17 protein-coding genes are annotated in these 18,384 nt (G+C 46.9%); 2 read left to right on the forward strand and 15 right to left on the reverse strand.

Annotated elements, in window-relative coordinates; all coding sequences use genetic code 11:
• Positions 1 to 48 precede the first annotated feature (48 nt).
• The 4 genes from T491_RS0105820 to aroQ are packed head-to-tail and all read right to left on the reverse strand — an operon-like array spanning position 49 to position 2,700.
• Positions 49 to 1,299: an FtsX-like permease family protein gene (locus T491_RS0105820; protein WP_231480186.1), complete on the reverse strand. Its 1,251-nt coding sequence runs from the start codon at positions 1,297 to 1,299 to the stop codon at positions 49 to 51.
• Complete coding sequence (gene rbfA / locus T491_RS0105825) at positions 1,299 to 1,634, reverse strand: 30S ribosome-binding factor RbfA (protein ID WP_028903053.1); 336 nt, start codon at positions 1,632 to 1,634, stop codon at positions 1,299 to 1,301. Before rbfA ends, T491_RS0105820 begins: the two co-directional genes overlap by 1 nt.
• A 26-nt stretch (positions 1,635 to 1,660) precedes the next feature.
• A complete protein-coding gene (locus tag T491_RS0105830) occupies positions 1,661 to 2,287 on the reverse strand; it encodes an O-methyltransferase (protein ID WP_028903054.1) in 627 nt (208 codons plus the stop codon).
• Positions 2,284 to 2,700, reverse strand: a complete 417-nt coding sequence (gene aroQ / locus T491_RS0105835) for a type II 3-dehydroquinate dehydratase (RefSeq protein WP_028903055.1) — start codon at positions 2,698 to 2,700, stop codon at positions 2,284 to 2,286. The genes T491_RS0105830 and aroQ overlap by 4 nt, the downstream gene beginning before the upstream one ends.
• A gap of 101 nt (positions 2,701 to 2,801) precedes the next feature.
• Here aroQ and xerA point away from each other — a divergent pair, with 101 nt between their 5' ends.
• Positions 2,802 to 3,710 (forward strand): site-specific tyrosine recombinase/integron integrase, encoded by a 909-nt coding sequence (gene xerA, locus T491_RS0105840; protein WP_028903056.1) that lies wholly within the window; start codon positions 2,802 to 2,804, stop codon positions 3,708 to 3,710.
• Positions 3,711 to 3,786: 76 nt separating this feature from the next.
• Entirely contained in the window at positions 3,787 to 5,712 is a 1,926-nt protein-coding gene (locus T491_RS0105845; RefSeq protein WP_028903057.1) for a leucine-rich repeat protein, read from the forward strand.
• A gap of 59 nt (positions 5,713 to 5,771) precedes the next feature.
• Here the strand turns inward: T491_RS0105845 and T491_RS0105850 are convergent, their stop codons facing one another.
• From T491_RS0105850 to axe7A, 11 genes are all read right to left on the reverse strand, one after another.
• Entirely contained in the window at positions 5,772 to 6,752 is a 981-nt protein-coding gene (locus tag T491_RS0105850) for a PD40 domain-containing protein (RefSeq protein WP_028903058.1), read from the reverse strand.
• A 160-nt stretch (positions 6,753 to 6,912) separates the two neighbouring features.
• Positions 6,913 to 7,752 carry a glutamate racemase gene (gene murI, locus T491_RS0105855; protein ID WP_028903059.1) on the reverse strand — a complete coding sequence of 280 codons (840 nt, stop codon included), beginning with the start codon at positions 7,750 to 7,752 and terminating at the stop codon, positions 6,913 to 6,915.
• Positions 7,733 to 8,260, reverse strand: coding sequence for an OmpH family outer membrane protein (locus tag T491_RS0105860; protein WP_028903060.1), 528 nt, complete (start codon positions 8,258 to 8,260; stop codon positions 7,733 to 7,735). The genes murI and T491_RS0105860 overlap by 20 nt, the downstream gene beginning before the upstream one ends.
• Before the next feature lie 31 nt (positions 8,261 to 8,291).
• Positions 8,292 to 8,795: an OmpH family outer membrane protein gene (locus tag T491_RS0105865; RefSeq protein ID WP_028903061.1), complete on the reverse strand. Its 504-nt coding sequence runs from the start codon at positions 8,793 to 8,795 to the stop codon at positions 8,292 to 8,294.
• Positions 8,796 to 8,834: 39 nt separating this feature from the next.
• A complete protein-coding gene (locus T491_RS0105870) occupies positions 8,835 to 9,350 on the reverse strand; it encodes an OmpH family outer membrane protein (protein WP_028903062.1) in 516 nt (171 codons plus the stop codon).
• 71 nt (positions 9,351 to 9,421) lie between these two features.
• Positions 9,422 to 12,088 (reverse strand): outer membrane protein assembly factor, encoded by a 2,667-nt coding sequence (locus T491_RS0105875; RefSeq protein WP_033147656.1) that lies wholly within the window; start codon positions 12,086 to 12,088, stop codon positions 9,422 to 9,424.
• A gap of 68 nt (positions 12,089 to 12,156) precedes the next feature.
• Positions 12,157 to 12,918 carry an isoprenyl transferase gene (locus T491_RS0105880; RefSeq protein ID WP_028903064.1) on the reverse strand — a complete coding sequence of 254 codons (762 nt, stop codon included), beginning with the start codon at positions 12,916 to 12,918 and terminating at the stop codon, positions 12,157 to 12,159.
• Positions 12,919 to 12,945: 27 nt separating this feature from the next.
• On the reverse strand, positions 12,946 to 13,614 hold the full coding sequence (locus T491_RS0105885; protein WP_028903065.1) for a DUF6089 family protein: 669 nt from the start codon (positions 13,612 to 13,614) through the stop codon (positions 12,946 to 12,948).
• Positions 13,614 to 14,750 carry a DUF6242 domain-containing protein gene (locus tag T491_RS0105890; protein ID WP_028903066.1) on the reverse strand — a complete coding sequence of 379 codons (1,137 nt, stop codon included), beginning with the start codon at positions 14,748 to 14,750 and terminating at the stop codon, positions 13,614 to 13,616. Before T491_RS0105890 ends, T491_RS0105885 begins: the two co-directional genes overlap by 1 nt.
• A gap of 271 nt (positions 14,751 to 15,021) precedes the next feature.
• Positions 15,022 to 16,635: a phosphoenolpyruvate carboxykinase (ATP) gene (pckA, locus tag T491_RS0105895; RefSeq protein ID WP_028903067.1), complete on the reverse strand. Its 1,614-nt coding sequence runs from the start codon at positions 16,633 to 16,635 to the stop codon at positions 15,022 to 15,024.
• Positions 16,636 to 16,955: 320 nt separating this feature from the next.
• Entirely contained in the window at positions 16,956 to 18,254 is a 1,299-nt protein-coding gene (gene axe7A, locus T491_RS0105900; protein WP_036915408.1) for an acetyl esterase Axe7A, read from the reverse strand.
• Between the last annotated feature and the right edge of the window lie 130 nt (positions 18,255 to 18,384).

Consider the following 18,384-nt stretch of genomic DNA (forward strand, 5'->3'; position numbering starts at 1 on the left):
TTTATCTGATGCAAAAACTACGTTAAACCTACGTTAAATATGAACTTTCTACACTAATAATCGTTTAGCAAAGTATCTCACAGGATACCATACAGAGAGGAAGCCTACGATGAGTACCGTGCAGAACACCAGGATGATGTCTTCTGGATGTACACTGACGGGGTAGGCGTTAATAACGAAAGTGCCGCTTGATGAGCCTAGGCCCACAATGCCATATCGTTGCTGAATCCAGCATAGTGCCAGTCCGGTGACAATGCCAAGGATGGCACCGATCGCGGATATCATTCGCCCTTCGAACAGGAAAATGTGGATGATCTGTTTGTCGGATGCACCCAGATTACGTAGTGTCACCACATCGTCCTTTTTGTCAATAATCAGCATTGAGAGCGAGCCGATGATATTGAAGCAGGCCACCATGAGGATAAAGGTGAGGAAGATATAGGCGATTAACTTCTCTATCTTCATGATCTTGAAGGTGTCGTCCTGCTGCTCGAAACGGTCTTTTACTGTAAACTTATCGCCGCATAGTTGTTTGATCTGCTCCTTTGTTTCGTCGAAATGACTGCCAGGCTTCAGCCTGAGCTCGAGCGACGATAGCATGCCCTGTTGTCCGAAGATACGGCGTGCAAACGAGATGCTTGTCAGGATGTAGTTCTTGTCGTAACGTGATTGCTTGACGTTGAACAGTACACCAGGTGAGTAGAGTTCATCCTCTTCAAAAGCATCGTCAGGGTTTGTCATATCCAATTGTCCTTCGCGCTTGGGTGCATAGATGTGGATAGGCTCTTCGTAGGTATAGCCTGTACCAAGAGTCTCGGCCAGTCGTATGCCAAGTGTGCCATAGTCCATATCGGCAGCGTGCAGGCTGAAATCGCCATCGCCCACAAGAATCTCGTTAATGTGGGTCAGCTGGTCGAAGTTGTCGTCAACGCCTTTGATGACAACCATTGCCTGTCGATCACGATAGATGGCAAGTGCCATATCCTCAACGCTCTCTGTGGCAACCTCTACTTGAGGCAGCTGGCGAATCTGTGTCAGTATCGGATCATCGGCGGCTACCGTTTTTCCTTCAGTAGGTACCACCTTCAGTTGTGGATCGAAGCTGGTGAAGAATGTGGCCACCAGGTCGTGGAAACCGTTGAAGACCGATAACGTGACTATCAGCGCCATCGTAGCTATGGCGACACCAACAACAGAGATTCCACTGATGACATTGATGGCATGAGTGGATTTCTTTGAGAACAGATACCTGCGGGCTATGAAGAACGGAAAGTTGACTACGCCGAACATTCGTTTCATTATTTCTTCAGCAGTTCATCAATATGCTCGATATAGTCGAGCGAGTCGTCGATAAAGAATCGCAGTTCTGGGATGATGCGCATCTGGTTTCTTACACGTGTGCCCAACTCGTATCTGATCTGTTTGCTGTTAGCATTGATGTTAGCCAGGATCTCTTCGCCCTTCTCACTGGGGAATACGCTGAGATAGGCGGTGCAGATGCTCAGGTCGGGTGATATCTTGGCACGTGTTACAGATATCATGACGCCGTGAGTGGCACGTGTCTGCTGCTGGAATATCAACGAGAGCTCTTTCTGGAGCATTCTCGCAATCTTGTTTTGTCTTGTCTCTTGCATTTTTTACCTTTTTACTTTTTGCCTTTTTATTTCTTCCGTATCAATGTCAGTCCATCTCTCAGTGGCAGTATCACTTGCTCTACACGCTGATCGCGGGCTATGTAGTCGTTGAATGTCTCTATTCCCTGGGTCTGCCGGTCTTTGTCGTAGGCATGATCCACTACATGACCGTCCCAGAGTGTGTTGTCGGCCAGTATAAAACCGCCAGGCTTCAGTATGCTCATCACCATTTCGTAGCAGTCACGATAGGTGCGCTTATCGCCGTCCATGAAAGCCAGATCGAACTCAATACCCAACTTGGGAGCATCTTCCAGGGCGTCGCCGATGATGAAGTTGATCTTATCAGCCACGCTCGAACCTTCTATCCACGGACGGGTAAAGTCCTCCATCTCGTCGTTGATTTCGAAAGTATATAGGCGTCCGCCTTCGTCCAGTCCCTCTGCCATCGATATGGCGCTGTAGCCGCTAAAGGTGCCTATCTCGAGGATGTTCTGAGGACGAATCATCTTTACCAGCATCTTGAGTAGCCTACCTTGCAGGTGTCCACTCGCCATACGCCCGTGAATGGTGTGTATGTGGGTGGCTCGCCATAGTCGGTACAGGTAGTCGGGCTCTGGCTCCGTATGCTGCAGGATATACTCGTCGAGCGTCATCCTCTCAGCGCTTCTATAGCCAAACGGTATGAGTCGAGACCAAAGCCGAGGATAACACCCTTGCAGGCGCATGAGATCATCGACTTGTGGCGGAATTCCTCGCGCTGGTGCACATTCGAGATATGCACCTCGATTACAGGTGCTTTGAGTGAACGGATACAGTCCTGCAAAGCGATGGATGTGTGAGTGTAGGCGCCAGCATTCAGTACGATGCCGTCGTAGCTGAAGCCAACCTCTTGCATCTTGTTAATCAGCTCACCCTCAACGTTGCTCTGATAGTACTCGATGTCGATGTCGGCAAAGCGCTTACGCAACTCAGGCAGGTAGGCGTCGAACGACGACGAACCATAGATGCCTGGCTCTCTCTGGCCCAACAAGTTCAGGTTCGGACCATTGATAATCAGAATCTTCATTTTTGTAACTTTGTATTAATACGGCTGCAAAGGTACGAATAAGTGAGCAAAAATCCAAATTTATTGAAAAAATGTATTATTTTTGCACCAAATTTATGACCATGAGTGGAGAAAAAGACATTGTAAGGGCTTATGTGCGCTATCTGAAGCTGCAACGCAACATGTCGGGCAATACGCTCGATGCTTATCAGCGCGACCTTCGTAAACTGCTCGATTATATGGAGAAAGAGCATATTGCTATTGCTGATGTGACCTTGAGTGATTTGGAGCATTTCTCGGCAGGGCTTCACGATATAGGTATCCATCCTCGGTCACAATGTCGTATTCTGAGCGGTATCCGTAGTTTTTTTAAGTTTGTACAATTAGATGGCTATCGTGATGACGATCCTACCGAGTTGTTAGAGTCGCCGCAGATTGGCGACCATCTGCCAGAGGTGCTTACAACCGATGAAGTCGATCGACTTGAAGCCAACATCGACCTTTCGAAATGGGAAGGGCATCGAAATCGCGCCATCATCGAAGTACTCTTCTCTTGTGGGTTACGTGTCAGCGAATTAGTCAATCTGAAACTTTCCGACCTCTATATCGACGAAGAATATGTGCGGGTGCTGGGTAAGGGTAAGAAGGAACGTTTGGTTCCTATCTCGCCTAAGGCCATTCAAGAACTGCGCTTCTGGTTCGATGACCGTAACCTGATGAAGATTAAGCCTGGCGAGGAGGATTATGTGTTTCTGAATCGTCGTGGCGCTCATCTTACGCGTACCATGATTCTCATCATGATCAAGGCTCAGGCCAAGGAGGCTGGCATCCAGAAGACGATCTCTCCTCACACCCTTCGCCACTCCTTCGCCACCGCCCTTTTAGAAGGTGGCGCCGACCTCCGATTCATCCAGGCTCTTCTTGGTCATGAGGATATTGGTACTACAGAAATCTACACCCACATCGATACCTCGACCCTCCGTCAGGAAATCCTCGAGCATCATCCGAGGAATATGAAACGTGTATGGTAGCTATTTTTTTTCTTCTTTCTTGTGAATGTTTAGAAAATTTGTGTAACTTTGTGCACAAAATCTAAAACGATATAAGATGAGACGGTTGTTGTTGATGATGGCAGTAGTGTGCAGTGTTAGCACATTCGGTCAGGATTTCTTTGAACACAAGTGCCCTGATGGACAGAAACTTACATTCAGACGTACGTCGCCTACAACAGTAGAGGTTGCTCGGAATGTCAGGAAACCATATGATTACACTTATGTGGTAATTCCCGGCGACATCACCGTTAAGGGTGTTACCTATACTGTGACATCGATAGGTGATGCCTTTCAGGATTATACATGGCTGAAGGGCGTTGAGATACCTAATACGGTAACTGCTATAGGTAATATGGCCTTCAAAGGATGTACAGGTTTGACTAAAATAGTGATTCCTTCATCGGTAAAGGTGATCGGTAAGTGGGCTTTTGAGTTCTGTACGATGTTGAAGAGTGTTGACATCCCAAACTCAGTGATTGAGATACAGGATTTTGCCTTTGAGGGTTGTACGACATTGAAGAGCGTTAGACTGGCACCTTCTGTTATGACTTTGGGACGAGGTGCCTTCCGCTACTGCAATAAGTTAGCTAATTTCGAAGGTTTGCGCTCTGATATCAAGTTAGGCGAAGATGTGTTCTTCCAATGTGCTTTTTCTACTGATGTCAAGGAGAAAGAGGGTAACGAGTTTGAACTGGCTGCCAGAAGGTATATTATGCCCAAACTGAAGGAGTGGCAGAAAAAGCGTGAGTTTGAAACAACGGCTCAGTATCAGGCGCGAATTACTAAAGATAATCAAGATAAAAAGACCAAGGAATTGATGGCTGAGGCTATTAAGGACTATACTAGAAAGAATAGTCTGACTCCAAAGCTGGGCGCCTATGATGCAGACTACCAACTATATGCCATTGAGACGAACTATGGTAAGCAGTATGTTCAGGTTTCGCTGGATGATGCGCCTGCATTTAAGAGCCGTTTTGCTACTGCAACTCTTGATGGCGATTACGTGGCTACGGTTGACGGACTGAAGCTTGTTGCACTTAGGGTTAAGGTCAATGGTAAGCAGTATCAGTCGATAGCAATGAATGAAGATACAGCCTCTGCATCAGTTGATATCGAACTTCCTGAAATCAGTCTTCCTGTTGTCAGTAACGCCCCAGAAAAAAACAAGAAGCAAACCAAGCCCGTTGTTGCCAATGCGGATTTAACGATAGATACAGAAATTCCAACAACTGATGCGGTAAATAATAACACGTTTGTAGTAGTTATCGGTAACGAGAAGTATCAGAAGGTTTCAGAGGTGCCCTTTGCGAGCAATGATGCCAAGACTGTTGCTGCTTATTGCCAAAGGACATTGGGCATTCCGGCTCAGAATATTCGTAAGTATGATAACGTAACCTTTGGTACCATGTTGTCTGCCATTTCGGATATTAAAAGTATTGCCGATGCATACGAGGGAAATCTGAATGTGATATTCTATTATGCTGGTCATGGCGTGCCTGATGAGGCAACACTCGATGCCTATCTCTTACCAGTAGATGCTGATGGGAGATATGTTGAGGCCTGCTATCCGGTAAGTCGCTTGTATAAGGAACTTGGCGAGTTAGGTGCCAAGAGTGTTGTGGTGTTTATGGATGCCTGCTTCTCTGGCACTAAACGTGGTAAAGGAATGCTTATGGCAGCAAGAGGTGTTGCCATCAAGGCAAAGAGCCAGATGCCTCGTGGGAATATGGTGGTCTTCTCGGCTGCAACTGGCGATGAAACCGCATACCCCTATAAGGAAAAGGGCCATGGATTGTTTACGTACTTCCTGCTGAAGAAACTGCAGGAATCACGTGGTGATTGTACTTTAGGCGAACTGAGTGAGTTTGTCAGACAGAATGTGCGTCAGCAGTCAATCATCGTGAACAGGAAGAGTCAGACACCTACTATCCAGACTTCCACTACGTTGCAAGCCGATTGGGAACATCTTAAACTGAAATAAAAACAAAAGCAGCCCGTAGCTAATAAGCGGGCTGCTTTTTCTTTTATCTTATAGATGTATTATTCTTCCATCTTGAATCGCCAGATCTGCAGATTCTCCTCAGTATTACCACGGTCTGATACGAAGTAGAGGAAATTATCCTTTGTCCAGTAAGGCATACCATCGTACGACTTGTTGATAGTTACCTGAACGAGATTGTTGCCATCAATGTCGATGATATAGATGTCGTAGTCCTTCTTATCTTTCTTAGAAGACTGGAACACCAACTTTGTTCCGTCAGGACTCCAGCAGGGATTCAAGGCAAAGCCCTTCTTGGCATCTGTGATTTGGATAGGCTCGCTACCATCTGTATTCATAGTCCATATACTGGTACTCTTAGCATCAGACGAATACTTTACATAAGCAATCTTGGTGCCGTCGGGTGAGAATCTTGGGCAAGCGCCTGCACCCAGAAGTGTGGTTTCGCCAGTCTTCAGGTTCTTCATCCAGATTTCGCTGTTGGCAACGACTACTGTATTGGCTGCACCAAACAGACCGCCCCAGAAATTGTATGATCTGTAGTATGAATACTGCACCTTGCTGTATACCAGCAGTGTGCCTTCGGGGTTGAAGCTGGGTGAACCTTCGAAAGCATTCGATGACTCGGTAATCTGGTTAAGTGCCTTTCCCTTTCCATCGGTCATCATATAGATGTCGGAGGTGCTGCTACCTTCAAGCTGGCAACGGAAGGCAATCTTGTCTGTGGCTGCGCAATATACAGGACCATAGTTCAGATTCTTTCCGCTTGTCTTCTGAGTCATAGCTGCAGAGAAAGGATTGTCTTTCTTGTAGATGTTATACCATCTCTTATTCTCACGGGCACAGAAGAAAAGGGCAGTACCATTATCGCCACCAAATGGGTAGAGGCATGGCTCTTCATTATCCGTAACCTGTGTTAGAGCCTGAAGCGACTCGCCATTAGCTGTAATGGCCAACTTCTTTTTAGCGTAGCCTGATGCTGCTACAGAAACGAGCAGTGCGGCAAAAAATAGTTTCTTCATAATTTCTTAGCTTTTAATTAATGTGGTAATATTTTTGCAAAGATAGTTTTAATTCTTAATAAATGCCAAAGATTCTGTAAGAATATGCGGGTACTTAACTTTTTTTAATGGTTTTCTTGGGTTTGCAGGTACAATGCCTAAAGCGCGATGATAGTAAAAACTATCCTAACGTGATGTTTTCGACCTCTACAGGTTCGTGGAGGAAAATCTGGGCTTGTTCCTTGAACTTCTGGGGATTCTCTGTGGTGAGGTAGTGTACACCAGCCCCTTTAGAGCAGCGCTGTTCAATGTTAGGATGGCGCTCGAGATAGCTTTTCAGGCTTTCGGCTACGTATTCGCCTTGTGGTACGACGCGAACACCTGTTGGGAGATACTTCAGAATCTTAGGCATCAACAAAGGATAGTGGGTGCAGCCTAAGATGATGGTGTCTATCTTGGGATCCTTGCGCATGATTTCATCGATGCGCTTCTTGACGAAGTAATCGGCTCCTGGCGAGTCGGCCTCATTGTATTCTACCAGTGGCACCCAGAAGGGGCAAGCCACGCCCGATACTTCTATGTCTGGATGTAGTTTATGAATCTCCAGATCGTAGCTCTCACTCTTGATAGTGCCTTCAGTAGCTAATACGCCTACATGGTTAGAGGTGGTTAACTCGCCAATCACCTCGGCTGTCGGGCGGATAATGCCTAACACGCGGCGATCTGGGTCAATCTTCGGCAGGTCGTTCTGTTGGATGGTACGCAAGGCTTTAGCGGAGGCGGTGTTACAGCCTAATATCACCAGGTGGCAACCCATCTCAAAGAGTTTGATGACGGCCTGACGTGTAAACTCATAGACCACGTCGAACGATCGTGGTCCATAAGGTGCACGGGCATTATCGCCCAAATAAAGATAATCGTATTCGGGAAGCAGCTGACGGATGCCATGCAGGATAGTCAGTCCGCCGTATCCGCTATCGAAGACTCCAATCGGTCCTGGATTACTCGGCAGTGAGCGCATTCTTTACAGCCTGATTGATATCTTCGCCCATAGCGGGGTTGATGAAAGGCAGAGCCTTTACATCAGTGTCAAGGATAAAGGCATAGCCCTGTTCCTGTCCGATAGCTGCCAGAACCTCGTTCAACTTGTCGTAGAGAGGAGCATAAGCTGCCTCCTCATCGCGTGCCAACTGCTCGAGACTCTTATTCTTGAAGGCGATGTTATAGTTCATTAACTCTTGCAACTCGCTTTGGCGCTTCTGCAGAATGCTCTTAGGGAAGTCGCGCTGACCTTCAAGGAAATCCTCGTACTTCCTGTTGAATTCGTCTTCTACGCGCTTAGCCTCGGCCTGATACTTTGCCTTCAGCTCTATCATCTGCTGCTGAACCAGCGAATAGTCGGGCATCGACTGGATGGCAGCCTTATAGCTGAGATAGCCAAACTTGATTGAACTTGATGGAGTGGCTACGTCCTGAGCAAAAGCAGAGAGCGATACAAATGCCACAAGAAGTACGAGGAATCTTTTCATGTTGCTTGTTTTTTGAGATTTGACTTACGGATTATTTCAGACCTAACTTGGCCTTTACCTGAGCAGTTACATCGGTAGAGAGAGTTGTGCTGATGTAAGGAAGCGAGTTGTTCTCCATGATGTAAACGTACTGACCAGCCTGTCCCACAGCCTTGATGGCATCAAGAATCTTACCCTGGATGGCCTGCATCTTCTCCTGAGAAGCCTTGCCCAGAGCCTGCTGGTTGTCCTGATAGCTCTGCTGAATCTTTGTGTACATATCCTGCAGCTCCTGCTGACGACGCTGCTTGATGTTCTCTGGCAGGTTAGCCTGCTCCTTCTCAAAAGCCTCGCCCTTCTTCTGCAGTTCGTCCTGCATGCTCTTTAGGTCAGCTTCATACTGGTCCTGCAGGGCCTTGATCTCGTTCTGAGCCTTTGTAAACTCCGGCATAGCCTGCATGATCTCCTGGGTGTTCACATGGCCGAACTTTCCCTGTGCGTTAGCGGTTGCGAAACCGCAGATTGCGCAAATAGCGCAGATAATCAATTTTTTCATTTTCTTATTGGTTTTAATTATTATTTCTACTTTTAATTATCAATTCGAATATCCGAGTTTGCGAAGTACCTCTGATGAGATATCTATCTTTGGAGAGCTGAATATGATACTGGAGTCGCTGGCGCGATCGAGTACCAGCTGGTAGCCTCGCAGTTCCGCAATGTCTTTGATAGCGTTATAGACCTCGTCCTGTATGGGCGACATCAGCGCTGTGCGCTTCTTGAAGAGTTCTCCGTCAGGACCGAAGTAGTGCTTCTTCAGTTCGGCAGCTTGCTTTTCCTTCTCAACAATGGCGTCCTGTTTGGCTTTTTTCTGATCCTTCGACAGGAATACTACTTCCTTCTGATAGTTCTTATAAAGTGTCTGAGCCTCGGTGTTCAGGGCATCAACCTCCGACTGCCACTGTTTCGACACCTGACCGAGCTGTTCGTTGGCACGCTCGTAGGCAGGAATGTTCTTCAGGATATACTCCATATCTACCACGGCATACTTCTGAGCCGAAGCTGCTGTCCATCCGAGGATGGCGCAGAGTGCGCAAATAATCAGTTTCTTCATAACCATTCTATTTTAAGTGTTATATCACTTTGACGTGAAAACTATCAATAGGTTTAAAAGTTTTGCTTACATTAGAACTCTTGACCGAGGATGAAGTGGAAGTTGCTTCCACCCTTCTTCTGAGCACCGTACTGGCTGGTGTATACATTGTCGAAACCATATGCCCAGTCGATACCCATCAGTCCAACCATTGGCAGGAAGATGCGAACACCGATACCGGCCGAACGCTTCATCTTGAATGGGTTGAAGTCTTTGGCATTAGCCCATGCGTTACCAGCCTCCAGGAATCCGAGTCCGTAGATAGTGGTGTTACCCAGCATGAACGGATAGCGCAACTCAAGGGTAAAGCGGTCATAAGCGTATGAGTTGTACGACGAGATGGTTCCGCCCTTCATCATGGTCTCGTAGGCCGAAGAGTAGGAGAGTGCACCATTGTCGTAACCGCGCAGTCCGATGGTCTCCTCAGAGTATCCGTAAGAGTAGCCACTCATACCGTCACCTCCCACATAGAAGGTCTCGAATGGCGAGCGTTTATCATTGTTGTAGCTGCCCAGCAGGCCCATCTCTACACGGGTCATCAGTACAAAGCACTTCTGTCCGTTGGTGAGGGCTGTAAAGGTACGGCTCTTAAACTTCCACTTGTGATATTCAATCCAGCGGTAAACATCCTGCAATTCATCCTCGTAGGTAGCCGAGTTAGAATTCTTGGCCAGGTTCTTATAATCCTTCTTATCGAAGAGCGACCAGGGTGGTGTAACGGTTACCGAAGCCATGAACTCTGATCCGCGGCGTGGGAACAGCTGGTTGTCGGTAGATGTACGACTCAGGGTCAGACCCAGGTTGATGTTGTTACAGTTACCGTTGTGGATATAGAAGTAGCTCCAGTCGCGCAGCATGTAGCGTGAGTAGCCGAGCTGCATAGACAACTGGAAGTAGTCGTCAGGCCAGCGCAGACGCTTACCCCAACCAAGTGATGCGCCGAATACTGTCATGGTCTTGTCGTCATCAAGCATCGACTCGTAGTTATAGTAGTAGGGGTTGTAGCCGCCGTAGCCGTAGCTGTACATTGCGTAGTTGTTGTAGAAGGCGTTATTGCGGTAGTAGCTCGAGATGTCGCTCTGCTTAGAGTAGAACACACCTATGTTAAGACTGTTAGGCCGCTTGCCGCCAAACCAGTTGGTACCATAATTAGCACTCAGCGAGCTATAGTAGCTACCGTTGGTTTGGAAACTGAATCCTAATTGCTCGCCGTCACCATAAGGCAGAATACCGCGGTGCAGCTTGTTCTTACCGAACAGGTTGCGGATAGAGAAGTTGTTGAATTTAATACCAATCTTACCGATGATACCTGTTTGTCCCCATCCTAACGAGAACTCCAGCTGGTCATTCGACTTCTGCTCCAGTTTCCAGTTTACGTCAACTGTACCATCCTCTACGTTAGGCTTGATATCTGGAACAACCTTCTCAGGATCAAAGAATCCCATAGAGGCAATATCACGTACTGAACGGGTCAGGGCTTCCTTGTTGAACAGGTCGCCTGGCTTAGTGCGCAACTCGCGGCGAACCACCTCTTCATACAAGCGGTCGTTACCATAGATGCGTACGTGGTTCAAATGGGCCTGTGGACCCTCGGTGATGCGCATCTCTATATCGATAGAGTCGCCGTCAATGTTGACTTCTACTGGATCGATGTTCGAGAATACGTAACCATTGTTATAGTAATAGTTGCCTGCGGCATCCTCATCTTCCTTCAGTCGTTTGTCTATGTGCTTCTGGTTGTACACGTCACCCTTCTTCATGCCCAATACGGCATTCAGATAGTCGGTGGTTACGACGGTGTTTCCTACCCAGGTGATGTTACGTACGAAATACTTTTCGCCTTCGTCAATCTTTACCAGGATATTGACGTGCTTGTCGTCGAACGAATAAACAGAGTCCTCGATGATTGTCGCATCGCGGAATCCCAGCTCATTATACTTGTCAATCAGAGCCTGTTTAGCCTCTTTATAGCGCTCGTCAGTAAACTTCTTGGCCTTGAAGAAGTTGGTTAGTTTGCCTGCTTCGTGAATCTTTCCGAAAGCACCCTTGCCAAACATCGAACCTTTGATCTTCTTGCTGGTAAGCTTCTCGTTACCCTCGAAAACCAGATTGCGTACTTTCATCTTGGCTTTCTTGTCGATGTTTACATCCAGTGTTACCTGTCCTGCGGCATCCTCGTGCTGAATAATCTCGATTTCAGCATTCTTATAACCCTTCTCATCGAAGTATTTCTTAGCCAGAATCTTAGCGCGGTCAATGATATTACGTGTCAGGCTCATACCTTTCACCATTCCCAACTTGGCCTCCATATCCTCGCGCTCTGCCTTCTTGATACCGTTGTAGTTGATGTTCTTGATACGTGGGCGCAATCCCAGATGAATGCAGAGATAGACCTTGTTGCCAACGATTGAGTCGGCGGTTATCTGTACCTTTGAGAACAGACCGTTGCGCCAGTAGCGCTTAACGGCCTCTGTAATCTGGCTGCCTGGCAGCTCGATTTCCTGTCCTACGGTCAGTCCTGAGAGTCCGGCCAATACATAATCTTCGTATCCTTCTACACCTTTAACGGCTATGCCGCCAATCTCGCATGAGCGAGGTGTACCGGCATATGAAATGTCGGGGTTTACGATCTTATCCTGAGCGAAAGCTGTGAATAGTGAACAGTTAATAGTGAATAGTAAAACTACTACTTTCACCATCAGTTCGCTTTTCACGTCTATATACCTTATTATATTATATAACATTTTGTTTAATTATTCACTAATCACTATTTGTTATTCACTTCTTCTTCTTCTGCTTCTGCTTCTATCTGAGCCTCGGTCTTTCCGAATCTGCGCTGACGATTCTGATAGCTGATGATGGCCTTATGTAGTTCTTCCTCCGAGAAATCGGGCCAGTAGCAATCGCAGAAATAGAACTCGGAATACGCGCACTGCCATAGCAGGTAATTAGATATGCGCACCTCGCCACCAGTACGGATAAGCAGGTCGGGGTCGGGCATCCAATTTGTCCATAGGTTCTCGCTGATGGTATCTTCAGTAATGTCGTCAATGTTCATTTCTCCGTTCTGTACCTTGCGAGCTATGGTTTTTGAAACGTTAACTAACTCTTGTTTTGAAGAATAGGGCATAGCGATGGTCATTGCCATACCATCGTACATGGCTGTCTCTTCTACCATAGAGCGCAGCTTGTCCTGTACGCTCTGTGGAAGTCTTTCAACATCGCCTACTACATGGAAGCTGACGTTGTTATTATGGAACAACTGCATCTTGAAGAAACTGAGTACCAGCCCCATCAGAGCCTCCACCTCATAGGCAGGTCTGTTGAAGTTCTCTATTGAGAAGGCGTATACCGTCAGGTACTTTACACCGAGGTTGGAACATACTGTAGTTACTTGCTCCAGATTATCAAGTCCGGCTTTATGGCCAAAAGTACGATCCAATCCGCGATCCATCGCCCAACGTCCGTTGCCGTCCATAATGATGGCAATGTGCTGGGGAATCCTGTTCATGTCTAAAAGTTCCTTCATATATATCAATATTTACTTTTTCAATTTTTACTCTTGGTTACACGTCTTGCATTTTTCCCAGAGGTCATAGCTTAAACCTATCTGGAGTACGCTGTAGCAGTCGGTGTTCTTAAACAATCCGCTACTCTTAATGCCGTAGGGGTCTTTGCTGCCGTCCAGCTTGTCGCTCAGCGTAAAACGCATGGCCCATTCTGCTATCAGGTTCAAACGGTCACCAATCTTATATTTCACGCCTGCGCCTATGGGCAGGTTCATTGTGGCTCCCTTCTCAGGTCCACCATAGATGGTGGCTCCTAATCCAGCTGTGATAAACGGTGTCAGGCGTTGTGCACCTCTGTATTCGTTGCCGGTACCATATGGCCAGAAGTTGTATTCTAATCGTAGGTCGGCCTCTGTGATGCGGTGGTCAAACGCGTAGGTCGTTATAGGATACCAGGCGTTGGTGCCCTCTGTTGCTCCTTTTATCTTGCCAGTACCGATATTCAGACCTATTGCCACTCTCGGGTCTAATCGATATTTGGCTATCACCGTCATCCACGGCTGCTCATTTTTTATCAGACTGCTGTTGTAGTCGCCTACGTAACTTATCAGTCCAATGCCGGCACCTATCTCCAATTTGTACTCAGGTTCGTCCTGGGCACTGGCAGCCACCGTTGTGGCCATGATGAAGATGATTGCCAATAGCCTTTTCTGCATTATTCTATGATCAGGCCTCGCCAAACTTTATCGGTATCCTTGTCTACTAACCAGAGATATCCGTCTTTGTCGGTTGTGGCACTGAGATTGCTTGAGTTCAGCCCTTCGGGCAACGTATATTTCGAAGAAGTCTTCCAGGTGATGCCCTGATCGCGACTTACATATATCTTCTGATCACTTCCGATGGCAAGTGCCTGATTGTTGAAGTAAACCAGATTGATGTTCTCCATCTTTGGCAGATAATACTGGTTGTGATCTTCTAACGGTATAAGAACCCATTTTGATGGCAGACTGTTCTCGGCATATTCTGCAATCTTGCGCCATACGATGCAGGCTTTGTTGTTCTTGTCGCTTGTGCCTACCAGCAACTGGTAATCAGTCGAGGCGTTTGCGGCAAAAGGCCATGATACAAATGCAATATTGTCCGTAGGCAACCAACTGGCATCGTCGTCGAGCTTATCGGCAGTCCATGTATCTCCTAGATCCTTGCTGACCATCAGCAAGCCATCATTACCAAAAGCATAGCCTTCTTCTGTGCCATATCCGATCAACTGCTTCAAGCCTGCTTTTGAAACCTGCTCTTCCCAGATTGCTTTTTGGCTGTCTGTAGGCAGATCGGCTAATGTCTTCTGCTCCCAGATCATCTTGTCTGTTACTGCGTGGTGTACATTGATGGTTACCTGATAGCTACGATAGCCAGCACCATCCTGTGAATAGACGCGTAACTCCTTTAGCTTCTCGAAATTGATAGAGTCAGTGCTGCTGTAATAGAGCAGCGAATCCTGACCGTCGCTTGCAGGATAGTTAATTACTACAGTGCCTGCGTTCTTGCTGTTGATAGTTGCCAGAACGTGTTGCAGGTCGCAGTCTGATGGCAGCGAGTCTGTATTATAGATCAGATGCTTTGCCTGATCGATGGTGAAGACCACAGGATTTGAGAGTGTTTTCTTCGCGATGGAGTCGGCACCCGATTTTGATGTGGTCTGAACGTAGCGATTCACCGTTGCCAACTGAAACAGGACAACGGCAGTGTCGTTGTAATACTGGGTGGTGTCTTCATCGCTACTCTTCAGACATGAGGTCATGAGAAGAGCGCCTGCCAGCATCATACAGAGCGTAGAAATATATCTTTTCATTGAGTCAATATTCTATATTATGACAATTCGGCTGCAAATTTACGCACATTTCTGCAAATATGAGAAATTTTCTGTGTATAATTAATGAAAATATGCCATAATTTGACCGATTTTAAGTTAGTTTAGGTTTTTGGAATTAAAATAAGGGCGATTCCCGAAGAAATCGCCCTTTATTTTGATGTAAGTCAAATAATCTATATGACTATCTATTAGAGCTTTGGACCTGCAATCTTTGCCCTGCATAGGGCGAAGTTGCTTCCGCTCCTAAGCATTAGAGCTTTGGACCTGCAGCTACCAGAGCCTTACCAGCCTCGTTGCCCTCGTACTTCTTGAAGTTCTTGATGAAGCGGCCAGCCAAATCCTTAGCCTTCTCCTCCCACTCTGCTGCGTTAGCATAAGTGTCGCGAGGATCGAGGATGTTGGTGTCTACGCCCTCAAGCTGTGTGGGAACCTCGAAGTCGAAGAAAGGAATCTTCTTGGTAGGAGCGCTCAGGATAGCACCACCCAGGATAGCGTCGATGATACCACGAGTATCGCGGATAGAGATACGCTTACCAGTACCGTTCCAACCAGTGTTTACGAGGTATGCCTTAGCACCGCTCTTCTCCATCTTCTTAACCAGCTCCTCAGCATACTTTGTTGGGTGCAGCTCGAGGAATGCCTGGCCGAAGCAAGCAGAGAATGTAGGAGTGGGCTCTGTGATACCGCGCTCTGTACCAGCCAACTTAGCTGTGAAACCAGAGAGGAAGTAGTACTTGGTCTGCTCAGGAGTCAGAATAGATACTGGGGGCAGTACACCGAATGCGTCAGCTGACAGGAAGATAACGTTCTTAGCGTCAGGACCAGCACTCTTGCCATTTACCTTCTGGGCAATCTTTTCGATGTGGTTGATAGGATATGATACACGAGTGTTCTCGGTAACGCTCTTATCAGCGAAGTCGATCTTACCATCCTCAGCTACTGTTACGTTCTCGAGCAGAGCGTCGCGGCGGATAGCGTTGTAGATGTCGGGCTCGCTCTCCTTGTCAAGGTTGATAACCTTAGCGTAGCAACCGCCCTCGAGGTTGAATACACCCTCGTCGTCCCATCCGTGCTCGTCGTCACCAATCAGCAAACGCTTTGGATCGGTTGACAGAGTGGTCTTACCTGTACCAGACAGACCGAAGAAGATAGCGGTGTTCTTACCCTCCATATCGGTGTTAGCAGAGCAGTGCATTGAAGCGATACCCTGCAGAGGCAGATAGTAGTTCTGCATTGAGAACATACCCTTCTTCATCTCACCACCGTACCATGTGTTGATGATGCACTGCTCACGGCTTGTTGTGTTGAAGGCAACACAAGTCTCTGAGTTCAGACCCAGCTCCTTGTAGTTCTCAACCTTAGCCTTAGAGGCGTTATAGATAACGAAGTTAGGCTCGAACTTCTCCAGCTCCTCAGCTGTAGGCTGGATGAACATGTTTGTTACGAAGTGTGCCTGCCATGCTACCTCAACGATGAAGCGAACAGCCAGACGTGTAGCCTCGTTAGCACCGCAGAAAGCATCAACTACATAGAGGTTCTTGTTAGAAAGCTCCTTGATAGCGATGTCCTTAACCTGCTTCCAAACCTCCTCGCTCATGGGGTGGTTGTCGTTCTTGTATTCCTCAGTGGTCCACCATACCTTATCCTCGCTCTGTGCATCCTTTACGATGTACTTGTCCTTAGGTGAACGGCCGGTGTAGATACCAGTCATTACGTTTACAGCGTTGAGCTCGGTGTTTACGCCCTTGTCGAAACCCTCGAGTCCAGCCTTTGTCTCCTCTGCAAACAGAGTCTCATACGATGGATTGTGTGCAATCACGGTTGAACCAGTGATGCCATACTGAGTCAAATCTAACTTTGCCATATTACTAATCTATTTTTAAATGTAAATATTATCCTTTAAAAGATATTTTTAAAAATGCGCTGCAAAGATACTAATTATTCTTGAATAGACAAGTGACGATTGGCAATATTTTGCGCGCACACAATTCTTTTTAGGTTAAAGAATATAAAATTTTATGTCGGAGTGGCTCATTTGTCACTCCGACATATCATTTTTCTTTTCCAGATAGGCTACAGTCTCATTCCTATCGAGGCATTGAAGAACCTGTTGTCGAGTCGAATGTAAAATGTTAGCATCGGCATCGCTATCGCATTGATCAGTAGTTCCTTACACGGAACTTATTAGCGTTTTTGTTTCTTGAGCCAGGTCATCTGTCCGTAATTGGTCTTGTTAGTCGTCCAATGTTCATTGATGGGAGTTATCAGCGATTCCTTTGGGGCAGTGATGATGTTCCATACGATATAGCTGGTTGTTGGTGGACATACGTTGTCGTTATATCCCCACGTCAGATATACCGGACAGGTGATGCGCCGTGCGAAGTTTACGACATCGTAGTAGGCCATTGTCTTTACCTTCTCAGGGGTGAACATGTTTTTCAGGCGGTTGAAGTGCGGGTACCCACCGGCACGATTATCCAGATAGCCGGCCATGTCGCTCAGTGCAGGATGATTGGCCACGCAGGCAGTTACCCTACTGTCGAGCCCTGCTGTGATAAGTGAGAGGGCGCCGCCCTGACTGCCACCCTGTACAAACACGTTTTGGCCATCCCAGTCAGGGTGCGCACAGAGGAAGTCTATGGCGCGTACGCAGGCTACATAGACGTGCTTCATGTAGTAGTTGTCTTTGTCGTCGAGACCGTTTGTCAGGTAGCCGTTCTCGTAGTCAAAGGCCGTTGTGATTTCCTTGAACTGTTCGTCGGTCATTTCTGGGTTCAGACCGTGTATTTCCATCTCCAACCGGATAAAGCCGTTCTTGGCATAGAAGATGTTGCGCATCGGTTCTTTGATGGTCTTGATACCTGCACCCGGCGGGCAAAGGACTACGGGATATTTCCCTTCTGCCTTAGGTTTCGACAGGTAGGCATAAATACTATGGCGTCTGTCGGTCTTGATTTTTAATAGATAGGTCTCGGTCTCGTCAGTGCAGTAGGCGTCCACTTTCTTACAGGTGTAGGATACTGGTGTCTGCCTCGCTTCGTCCAGACAGGCTTTCCAGAAGGTATCAAAGTCTTTTGGATCCGCCGTGTAAGGTTTCAGCTTTTCTGGTGAGAAACCCACTTTAACGTGGTGTTGATAGCTCTGATTGTTTACCTGAGCTGTCAGTCTTAGGTCCAGAAATCCAGGTTTCTTCATGGTGCCCATATCAATGATGGCACGTCCGTTCTTCAGCCAAACTTTTCCTTTCGATGTCGCTGGCATCATGTCGGGGCCAATTTCGTAGTTTACCTCAACATTCTGTGGTATTCCATAGATACAGAATGTTACCTCTATTTTTGCTTTCTCGCCTACTTGGTACAACCAGTTCGCATGGTCAGGCATAGTCTGCCACAGATAGTCTGAGCGATAGGGATAGTTTTCTGCATTTATCATCACACTACTGCAAATCATCAGCAGTAAAAAGTATAATCTTATTCTATTCATAAATAATTTGTTTTGATGCAAAGTTAAGCATTTTTTCTATAATTCGCAAGTTCTTTTTCTTTTTTTTGAGAATAAGTAGGAGAATGCTCTTGCACTCTCCTACACAAAAAACTAAAACTAACCTGTACTA

It is taken from the genome of Prevotella sp. P6B4 (genome assembly GCF_000619985.1).
Taxonomy (GTDB): domain Bacteria; phylum Bacteroidota; class Bacteroidia; order Bacteroidales; family Bacteroidaceae; genus Prevotella.

What these genes read in the sequence shown, in the direction of transcription:
- T491_RS0105820 (WP_231480186.1), bottom strand. Translation starts at nt 1,299, where the DNA reads ATGAAACGAATGTTCGGCGTAGTCAACTTTCCGTTCTTCATAGCCCGC.
- rbfA (WP_028903053.1), bottom strand. Translation starts at nt 1,634, where the DNA reads ATGCAAGAGACAAGACAAAACAAGATTGCGAGAATGCTCCAGAAAGAG.
- T491_RS0105830 (WP_028903054.1), bottom strand. Translation starts at nt 2,287, where the DNA reads ATGACGCTCGACGAGTATATCCTGCAGCATACGGAGCCAGAGCCCGAC.
- aroQ (WP_028903055.1), bottom strand. Translation starts at nt 2,700, where the DNA reads ATGAAGATTCTGATTATCAATGGTCCGAACCTGAACTTGTTGGGCCAG.
- xerA (WP_028903056.1), top strand. Translation starts at nt 2,802, where the DNA reads ATGAGTGGAGAAAAAGACATTGTAAGGGCTTATGTGCGCTATCTGAAG.
- T491_RS0105845 (WP_028903057.1), top strand. Translation starts at nt 3,787, where the DNA reads ATGAGACGGTTGTTGTTGATGATGGCAGTAGTGTGCAGTGTTAGCACA.
- T491_RS0105850 (WP_028903058.1), bottom strand. Translation starts at nt 6,752, where the DNA reads ATGAAGAAACTATTTTTTGCCGCACTGCTCGTTTCTGTAGCAGCATCA.
- murI (WP_028903059.1), bottom strand. Translation starts at nt 7,752, where the DNA reads ATGCGCTCACTGCCGAGTAATCCAGGACCGATTGGAGTCTTCGATAGC.
- T491_RS0105860 (WP_028903060.1), bottom strand. Translation starts at nt 8,260, where the DNA reads ATGAAAAGATTCCTCGTACTTCTTGTGGCATTTGTATCGCTCTCTGCT.
- T491_RS0105865 (WP_028903061.1), bottom strand. Translation starts at nt 8,795, where the DNA reads ATGAAAAAATTGATTATCTGCGCTATTTGCGCAATCTGCGGTTTCGCA.
- T491_RS0105870 (WP_028903062.1), bottom strand. Translation starts at nt 9,350, where the DNA reads ATGAAGAAACTGATTATTTGCGCACTCTGCGCCATCCTCGGATGGACA.
- T491_RS0105875 (WP_033147656.1), bottom strand. Translation starts at nt 12,088, where the DNA reads ATGGTGAAAGTAGTAGTTTTACTATTCACTATTAACTGTTCACTATTC.
- T491_RS0105880 (WP_028903064.1), bottom strand. Translation starts at nt 12,918, where the DNA reads ATGAAGGAACTTTTAGACATGAACAGGATTCCCCAGCACATTGCCATC.
- T491_RS0105885 (WP_028903065.1), bottom strand. Translation starts at nt 13,614, where the DNA reads ATGCAGAAAAGGCTATTGGCAATCATCTTCATCATGGCCACAACGGTG.
- T491_RS0105890 (WP_028903066.1), bottom strand. Translation starts at nt 14,750, where the DNA reads ATGAAAAGATATATTTCTACGCTCTGTATGATGCTGGCAGGCGCTCTT.
- pckA (WP_028903067.1), bottom strand. Translation starts at nt 16,635, where the DNA reads ATGGCAAAGTTAGATTTGACTCAGTATGGCATCACTGGTTCAACCGTG.
- axe7A (WP_036915408.1), bottom strand. Translation starts at nt 18,254, where the DNA reads ATGAATAGAATAAGATTATACTTTTTACTGCTGATGATTTGCAGTAGT.